Here is a 1,631-nt window from a genome sequence, read left to right as displayed (position 1 = left end):
CCCGTATCAGCACGGCGAAGTCTATGTGACGGACGACGGGGCGGAAACTGATCTCGATCTTGGCCACTACGAACGTTTCACCGGCGTGCCATCGCGCAAGACCGACAATATCACCTCGGGCCGGGTTTATTCCGACATCATCGCGCGCGAACGCCGCGGCGAGTTCCTGGGTGCCACTGTGCAGGTGATCCCGCACGTGACCGATGCCATCAAGACCTTTGCCAAGGCCGAAACCGAGGCCCTGGATTTCGTGCTCTGCGAAATCGGCGGCACGGTGGGCGACATCGAAAGCCTGCCCTTCCTCGAAGCCATCCGCCAGATGGCCGCCGACGTGGGCAAGGCCAACGTGTGCTATATTCACGTCACCCTGGTGCCGTTCATCGCGGCGGCGGGCGAGCTGAAAACCAAGCCCACCCAGCACAGTGTCGCCGAACTGCGCGGCATCGGCATTCAGCCCGATGTGCTGGTCTGCCGTTCCGAACACCCATTGCCCGAAAGCGACCGCGCCAAGATCGCGCTGTTCTGCAATGTGCGCAAGGAAGCGGTGATTTCGGCGCTGGATGCGGAATCCATCTATGAAGTGCCGCTGCAATATCATGCCGAAGGGCTGGATGATGAAGTGCTGCACGCCTTTGGTCTGGATGATGCGCCGCGCCCCGACCTGACCCGCTGGCAGGACATTGCCGAGCGCATCCACAATCCGGAAGGCGAAGTGACCATCGGCGTCGTCGGCAAATACACCGGCATGAAGGACGCCTATAAATCGCTCACCGAAGCGCTGGTGCATGGTGGGCTGGCCAACCGGGTCAAGGTCAACATCAAGTGGCTTGACGCCGAGGAATTTGAAGGCAGTGACGTTGCCGCCCGGCTGGAGCCGATGCACGGCATTTTGGTGCCCGGCGGCTTTGGGACGCGCGGCAGCGAAGGCAAGATCGCCAGCGTGCGTTTTGCCCGCGAACGGCGTGTGCCGTTCTTCGGCATCTGCCTGGGGATGCAGATGGCCTGCATCGAATCCGCGCGCAATCAGGCCGGCATCGCGGCGGCATCGACCACCGAATTCGGCGAGACCAACGAACCGGTCGTGGGCCTGATCACCGAATGGATGAGCGCTGAAGGCCTGCAAACTCGCCGGGCAGGCGGCGACATGGGCGGCACCATGCGGCTGGGCGCCTATCCGGCCGAACTCGGCGCCAACAGCGTCGCGGCGAGCGTCTATGGCAGCACCCGGATCGAAGAACGCCACCGCCACCGCTATGAAGTCAACGGCGCCTATCGCAGCCGCCTCGAGCAACAGGGCCTGATCTTTTCTGGCCTGTCGCCCGATGGGCTGCTGCCCGAAGTGGTCGAACGGCCCGACCATCCCTGGTTCATCGGCGTGCAGTTCCACCCCGAACTGAAATCCAAGCCGTTTGATCCGCACCCGCTGTTTGCCGGCTTCATTGCCGCTGCCATGGCGCACAGTCGCTTGGTATAGGGCCAGATGGTGTGACGCCGATTACGCCAGACGATCTGGCGGCACGCATTGCCGCCCATCGCCGGCCCGGCGAAACACTGGTGGTGGGCATCACCGGCTCGGTCGCTGTCGGCAAGACAACGCTGGCCCGCCAGATTGCCGCGGCGCTGCCCACCGC

At 63.7% G+C, this 1,631-nt stretch carries 1 protein-coding gene; it reads left to right on the top strand.

Annotated elements, in window-relative coordinates; all coding sequences use genetic code 11:
- Positions 1–1,474 (top strand): CTP synthase (locus tag RMO81_RS03155; RefSeq protein ID WP_310474282.1); only part of this gene is annotated, 1,474 nt, incomplete at its 5' end.
- Positions 1,475–1,631: the final 157 nt, after the last annotated feature.

Source organism: Sandarakinorhabdus sp. (assembly GCF_031422795.1).
In the GTDB taxonomy this organism is placed as follows: Bacteria; Pseudomonadota; Alphaproteobacteria; order Sphingomonadales; family Sphingomonadaceae; genus Sandarakinorhabdus.
Note: the sequence above shows the minus strand (reverse complement) of the source record. Positions and strands in the feature narration are given on the sequence as shown.